The sequence below is a fragment of the Thermoanaerobaculia bacterium genome (genome assembly GCA_035260525.1).
Lineage (GTDB): Bacteria > Acidobacteriota > Thermoanaerobaculia > UBA5066 > DATFVB01 > DATFVB01.
Window position 1 is genome coordinate 1 of the sequence record DATFVB010000349.1, and the last position, 6,493, is coordinate 6,493.

General features: G+C 68.4%; 6 protein-coding genes. 4 read left to right on the top strand and 2 right to left on the bottom strand.

The window, feature by feature from the left end; translation table 11 throughout:
- Positions 1-537 (bottom strand): IPT/TIG domain-containing protein (locus VKH46_16535; protein ID HKB72444.1); only part of this gene is annotated, 537 nt, incomplete at its 3' end.
- A 224-nt stretch (positions 538-761) separates the two neighbouring features.
- On the opposite strand from VKH46_16535, the gene VKH46_16540 reads away from it, so the two are divergent.
- Genes VKH46_16540 through VKH46_16555 form a run of 4 tightly spaced genes read left to right on the top strand, consistent with a single transcriptional unit; the run spans position 762 to position 3,433 of the window.
- Positions 762-1,493: a transglycosylase SLT domain-containing protein gene (locus VKH46_16540; protein HKB72445.1), complete on the top strand. Its 732-nt coding sequence runs from the start codon at positions 762-764 to the stop codon at positions 1,491-1,493.
- Between the two features lie 10 nt (positions 1,494-1,503).
- Positions 1,504-1,947, top strand: coding sequence for a PaaI family thioesterase (locus VKH46_16545; GenBank protein HKB72446.1), 444 nt, complete (start codon positions 1,504-1,506; stop codon positions 1,945-1,947).
- 56 nt (positions 1,948-2,003) lie between these two features.
- On the top strand, positions 2,004-2,912 hold the full coding sequence (locus VKH46_16550; GenBank protein ID HKB72447.1) for an NYN domain-containing protein: 909 nt from the start codon (positions 2,004-2,006) through the stop codon (positions 2,910-2,912).
- Positions 2,909-3,433: an NUDIX hydrolase gene (locus VKH46_16555; protein ID HKB72448.1), complete on the top strand. Its 525-nt coding sequence runs from the start codon at positions 2,909-2,911 to the stop codon at positions 3,431-3,433. Before VKH46_16550 ends, VKH46_16555 begins: the two co-directional genes overlap by 4 nt.
- 259 nt (positions 3,434-3,692) lie before the next feature.
- Here VKH46_16555 and VKH46_16560 read toward each other — a convergent pair whose 3' ends face one another.
- Complete coding sequence (locus tag VKH46_16560) at positions 3,693-6,179, bottom strand: thiamine pyrophosphate-dependent enzyme (protein ID HKB72449.1); 2,487 nt, start codon at positions 6,177-6,179, stop codon at positions 3,693-3,695.
- Between the last annotated feature and the right edge of the window lie 314 nt (positions 6,180-6,493).

The window sequence follows — 6,493 nt, forward strand, 5'->3', positions numbered from 1 at the left end:
GGCGGTGTTCTGGGGCCCGGTGAAGCCCGTGATCGCGCCGGTCACGGAGTCTTCCGTGGAGCCGCTCGTGTTCTGGACGGTCGGCTTGATGACCACGGCCGATTCTCCGGGCTCGAGGACGCCGTTGGGTTCGGTCTGCTGCTGAACGGTGTCGACGCCTTCGAACTGGAGAGACACGGGAGAAACGGTGCAGCCGACGCAGGTGTAGTTGAACCCGTTCACGAGGCGGCTCTGCTTGCCCTTCGCCGAGGTCTGCTGCTGGACGCGGACGGTGACGGGGCCGACGGCGCCCGAGGAGGGCGTATTGACGTCGATCTCGGTCGAGCTGACGAAGTCGATGTTCGCGTTCGTCACTTTGTTCGAGCCGAACCAGACCTTCAGCCCGCTGGAGCAGAATCCGGTGCCGTTGAGGACGACCGCCGTGTTGCCCGATTGCGGTCCAAAATCAGGCGTGACGCTCGTCAGGTTCGGTGATGTCGTACACGTCGGCGGCGCCGCCTGCGCGGTCCGCGCCGTCCCGAACGCGAGAGCGGCCACCCCGATCGCCGCGAGACTGACCCTCCGGAGAAAGAAACTTTGTCGAATGCTGTACATCCACCCTCCTTTTCCCAGAAGGCCTGCGCCGCTGGGCAACAAATGAGTAAAAAGCCGCCTTTGATACACGGGCTGTCGGCGCCTTGTTCCTTTGACAAGGAAGTATACCCGGTTAGGATGACCCGTCAATGGCTTCCGAGGTGATGCAAACTCGTCAATCCCCGTTGATGGAAATTTTCGGGGCCTTTCCCGGGTTCCCGAAAGCAGTGAAGCGTGGTTTTGCCGCCATTTTCCTGGGTTTGTGCGGGTTTTCTCTTCCCGCGTCGGCGTCGCTCGCGATCTTCAACGACGGCCGGGTCGTGAAAATCGCCGACTACCGGGTCTCGGGAAAGGACATTGAGATCACGCTGCCGGGCGGCGGGGGATACACGACCTCGCTCCTGACGATCGAGCGAATCGTCGATGATGAGGTCGCGCCCGCCCCGCCGGAGATGGACGCGGTCAAGCCGCGCAAATCGCTTCCGGATCTCTCCTACAAGCCGGTGCGAAATGCCTCGATCCACGGCCGTTACGACCGGCTCATCGACGAGGAGTGCCGCAAGGCGAACCTCGACGTCGCGTTCGTCTCCGCCGTCATCCGCGCCGAGTCGAACTTCAATCCCTGGGCCGTGTCGCGCAAGGGGGCGCGCGGGCTGATGCAGCTCATGCCCGCGACCGCCGCGCGCCTCGGCGTGCGGAGGATCTTCGATCCGGCCTCGAACATCCGCGGAGGCGTCCGGTACCTCAAGGAGCTTTGTGTTCGATTTTCGAACGCCCCCGAGCTCGTTCTCGCCGCCTACAACGCCGGCGAAGACACGGTCGATTCATACGGCGGCATGCCGCCGTACCGGGAAACCGTCAGCTACGTCAAGAAGATCCTCTCCTGGTGGTCACCCGCGCCGGCGGCTCCGACCGTATAGAATCGGTCGGATGGATGGCATTTCGCCGGACTTGAAGGAGAGGCTCTCCGAACGGCTCCGGAACCACCCGATCGCGGCCATGCTCCACCCGACGATCGAAGACCTCTCGCTCGACGGGTGCGTCCTTCGGATGCCGTTCCGGCCGGAGGTCTCCAACGGCTACGGCGCCGTCCACGGGGGGGTGCTCGCGACCCTGGCCGACTCGGCCATGGCCTTCGCCCTCTCGACGAATTTCGACGGAGAAATGGGGTTTGCGACCGCGGACCTCACGATCCATTACTTCAAGAGGGCGCGCACGGACGTCACCGCGCGCGCCCGCGTGGTCAAGAAAGGAAAACGCATCAACGTGGGAATCATCGACCTGTACGACACGGGGGGAGACCTGGTCGCGACCGTGCTGACCTCCTTCCTCCTCACGGACCCGGCCGACGCGGCCGAGTGCGACGCGCTGTGACCGAGCCGGAAGGCTCCGCCGCGGCGAAACCGAAACGACGCAGCCGGCGCGGAGGGGTGCGCCACCGCAAGAAGCCGGCCGAGACGGCCGCCGCGGCGGCCGCGCTCGCCCCTCCCTTCGAGATCTTCGAGGCGCCGGCGCCGGTGCTGCCGCCCGCGGTCGCGGCTCCCGAGACCGTCATGTTCACGTCCAGCGGAGGACCGTCCCCGATGCCGATCTCTTCCAACGACGAGCAGCGCCTGGCGGTCTTCATCGACTTCGACAACCTCGCGATCGGCGCCCGCGAGGCCAAGTACCCGAAGTTCGACATCGACCTCATGCTCGAGCGGCTGCTCGAGAAGGGGAAGATCGTCTACAAGAAGGCGTACGCCGACTGGAGCCGGTACCTCGACTACAAGCGTCCTTTCCACGAGAACGCGATCGAGCTGATCGACATCCCGCAGCGGAGCTACACGGGGAAGAACTCGGCCGACATCCGGCTCGTCGTGGACGCGATGGACCTGTGCTACTCGAAGGGGCACATCACGACCTTCGTGATCGCGTCGGGTGACTCCGACTTCTCGCCGCTCGTCTCGAAGCTCAAGGAGAACGACAAGCGCACCCTCGGTGTCGGCGTGAAGAACTCCTCGTCGGACCTCCTCGTCTCCAACTGCGACGAGTTCATCTTCTACGAGGACCTCGTGCGCGGGCCCGCCGCGGGTCTGCCGTCGCTCGACCAGCTCCCGGAGAAGCGGCGCGAGGTGTTCGGCCTGATGCTCGACTCGATCCTCGCCCTGAAGCGCGAGAACAAGGACGTCATCTGGGGATCGATGGTCAAGCAGACGATGCAGCGCAAGAAGCCGTATTTCAACGAGAGTTACTACGGGTTCGACTCGTTCTCGACCCTGCTCGAGGAGGCCCAGCGTCTCGGCCTGGTTCAGCTCAAGAAGGACGCCAAGAGCGGCGGCTTCATCATCGCCACGTGAGCTGGCGGCGCCTCCGTTCCGAGCCGCTCGGCGACTTCAAGATCTTCACGATCCGGCGCGACCGGATCGTCTCGCCGCGCACGCACGAAGAGCTCGACTTCTACGTCCTGGACGGCGCGGATTGGGTCAACGTCATCCCGCTGACGGAGGAAGGCAACCTCCTCCTCGTGCGGCAGTACCGGCACGGGACCGAGGAGACGACGATCGAGATCCCGGGCGGGGGCGTCGACCCGGCCGACGAGAGCCCGGTCGCGGCCGCGCGCCGCGAGCTCCTCGAGGAGACGGGGCACGCGGCCGAGCGGTGGAAGGACCTCGGGTTCGTCCATCCGAACCCCGCAATCCAGTCGAACCGTTGCTGGACGTTCGTCGCCGAGGGTTGCCGGCGCGTCGCCCCGCCGCGGCTCGACCCGGGAGAGGACATCGAGATCTTCGAGGCCGCGCCGGACGAGGTGAGGGCGATGCTGAAGGACGGCAAAATCACTCACTCGCTCGTGGTCGCGGCCTTCGCGCGTTATTGGTAGGCGCGACGATGCATCGAGCCGGACGGGCGCGTGCCTCCCGCCCGCGGCGCTCGCCGTACGCGCCGGTACGACTCGGCCGCGGGCCGGGTAACCCGCATCCCGTCTCGCTCGCGCCTCGCCGCGCCCCCGAGGTGTACCGGCGTTTCCCGGCGGGGCCGGTGTCCGGAATCTCCACCTCTCCCGGCGGGAGAGGTCGGCGCGCGATCGCAGCCGCGCGCCGGGTGAGGGCGCCGCATCGGGTCGATGGCCGCGCCGCCCATCAGTAAGCGGCGAGGAGCCGGACAGCAGTCTCGATTTCCGTCTCCGACGGCAGGAAGAATTCCTCGAGCGGCGGGGAGTAGGGAACGGGGGTGTCGAGCGCGCCGAGGATCCGGATCGGCGCGTCGAGATACTCGAAGCACTCTTCCTGAACGATCGCCGCGAGGCTCTCGCCGATTCCCCCCGTGCGCGAATCTTCGTGCACGATCAGGACCCGCCCGCAGTGGCGGGCGGCGGCGAGCAGCGCATCGCGGTCGAGGGGAGCGAGGCTCCGAAGGTCCAGGACGGCGCAGTCGATGCCGTCGGCGGCGAGCGTGTCCGCGACCCGACGCGCGACGTGCACGTAAGCGCCGTACGAAACGATCGCGACGTCGTTGCCCGCGCGGCGCAGCGCGGCCTTACCGATCGGCAGCGGCGCGGGGGCCGCCTCGGGAATCGTCTGCTTGATCCTCGGGTCCCGGTAGAGCGCGATGTGCTCGTAATAGAGGACCGGGTCGGGGTCGAGGACGGCGGCGGCCATGAACGCGCGGGCGTCCTCGGGAGTCGACGGCACGACGATCTTCAGCCCCGGCGTGCGGTAGAACCACGGCTCCGTGTTCTGGCTGTGGTACGGGCCGGCGTGACGGAGCCCTCCCCACGGCATCCGGAGGACCATGGGAACGCCGCCGCCCCAGCGGTACCGGTCCTTCGCGGCGTTGTTGACGAGCCCGTTGAATCCCGTGGCGACGAAGTCGTTGAACTGCATCTCGCCGATCGGCCGCTTCCCGGCGAGCGCGGCGCCCACGCAGGCGCCGATGACGGCGCCTTCCGAAAGAGGGGAGTTGAGGATCCGTTCGCCGAACTCGGCGAGCAGCGGACGCAGCAGCAGGAAGGCGTTGCCGTACTTCCCGCCGACGTCCTCGCCGAACACGAAGACGCGCGGGTCCGCGCGCAGCGCGTCGCCGACGCCGAGCATGACCGCCTCGAGGAAGGTCTTTCCCTTCGGGTCGAAGGGGAGTCCCGGCTCGGCCGGAGGCATCGCGGGGGCGGCGTTCGTCCTTTCGGCTCGGCCTTCGAGGGGCTCGAGGCGCCGGCGGGGCGGCTCTCCGGCGAAAACCCCTTCGCCCGCGCTCTCGGGCGCGGGCCACGGCGCCGCGACGACGTTGCGCGCCTCCTCCTCGACGAGCCGCGCCGCCTCCTCCCGGAACCGCTCGAGATCGCCGGAGGCGAGGACGCCCTCCGCGGAGAGCTTTTCCGCCCACCGCGCGATCGGATCGCGCCGCGCCCAGAACGCGTAGCGCTCCCGGTCCGCGTACCCGGACTCCGAGGGCTCGGGATACTCCCACGACGGCTGCGGGTCGCGGCCGAGGTAGAGCATGTCGTCGTGATGAGCGTGGCCGCACATCCGCATCGCGACGAGCTCGATGAGCGCCGGGCCCTTTCCTTCGCGGGCGCGTCCCGCCGCCCACGCGAAGGCCGCCGCGACCGCTTCCGGATCGGTCCCGTCGACCGTGACGCCGGGGATTCCGTATCCCGCCGCCTTCTCGGCGAAGACGCGCGCCGCGCACTGCTCGGATACCGGCGTCGAGAGCGCGGTCTGGTTGTTCTGGACGCAGAAGAGGGCCGGGAGCTTCCTCGCCGCGCACAGGTTGATCGCTTCGTGCCACTCGCCGAGCGACGTGCCTCCCTCGCCGATGAGCGAGACGGCGACCTGACCGGTTCGGTCCATCGCGAAGGCGAGCGCGAGGCCGGCGATCGTCAGCGACGAGCTCGCGAGCGGCGCCGAGGCGGGGAGGATTCCGCGTCCGAAGTCGCCGACGTGGAGGTCCTTGCCGTCCATCGGCGGGCCCGCCTTCCCCATCTGCGCCGAGAGCACCATCCGCACGGTGTCCCGATCCGGCCGCATCGCGAGCGCGAGCCCGAGATCGCGGATCAGCGGAGCGACGACGTCGCCGCGCCAGGGGCCCTCGCCCGCATAGCACGAGCCGCGGCGCAGGCGGATCCCCGCCGCGTAGATCGCCTCCTGACCGAGCGACCGGAAGCCCTTCCCCTGGAACGACGCGTTCTTCCAGCGAACCTCGCCGCCGGTGAAGAACGCCTTGAGGCGATTGTCCACGGCGCGCGTGAGGATCATGCCGCGAAGGATCTCGAGCTTCTCGCCCTCCGTCAGCGACGCGGCGATCGCCTCGCGCGCGAGGAAGCCGTCGCAGGCGTCGACGACGCGGGAGGCGCCCGACGCGAGACGATCGGAGGGCGCCACGCCGGGCGTCGTTTCCGGGGTGCCGCGCGGCGCGCGCGACGGGAGCGCACGGCGGAGCGCGTCGGCGAGTGGTCCGCGCAGCGCCTCGAGCCCTTCGGCGGATTCGGGCGCGCCCGCCGCGCGAAAAACGCTCTCGAAGGCGGAGCGCAGCGTCTCGAAGCCCTCCGGGAACTGCTCGATCGCCAACGCCGCGAAGCGGGAGATGAGTCCGGCGGCGGCGCCGGTCTTCGGTTTCTCGGCCGTGGACATCGGGGCGATGGTAACGCAGGAGGCGCCGGCCGGTAATGCGGTCTACCTCTCGAGGCGCGAAGCGACGGAGCAATCCCCGTGAGCACGTCCTTCCCGCCTTCGCCAAGGCTTCCGCCTTCGCTGAAGGTTCGGAGGAGCTCGGCGGCGCGGCAGGCCGCTGCGCTCAGGCTGACAGACCGGGTGAAACGAGACGAGGATGCGCCTGTCATTCTGAGGAGCGAAGCGACGAAGAATCTGCCCCGGGGTGCCGAGGGCAGATCCTTCGCTGCGCTCAGGATGACAGGCGCGGAAGGGAGAGATCCCTCGGCGTTCGG

Coding starts and splice junctions, on each gene's coding strand:
- VKH46_16560 (HKB72449.1), bottom strand. CDS start 6,179: ATGTCCACGGCCGAGAAACCGAAGACCGGCGCCGCCGCCGGACTCATC.
- VKH46_16545 (HKB72446.1), top strand. CDS start 1,504: ATGGATGGCATTTCGCCGGACTTGAAGGAGAGGCTCTCCGAACGGCTC.
- VKH46_16540 (HKB72445.1), top strand. CDS start 762: ATGGAAATTTTCGGGGCCTTTCCCGGGTTCCCGAAAGCAGTGAAGCGT.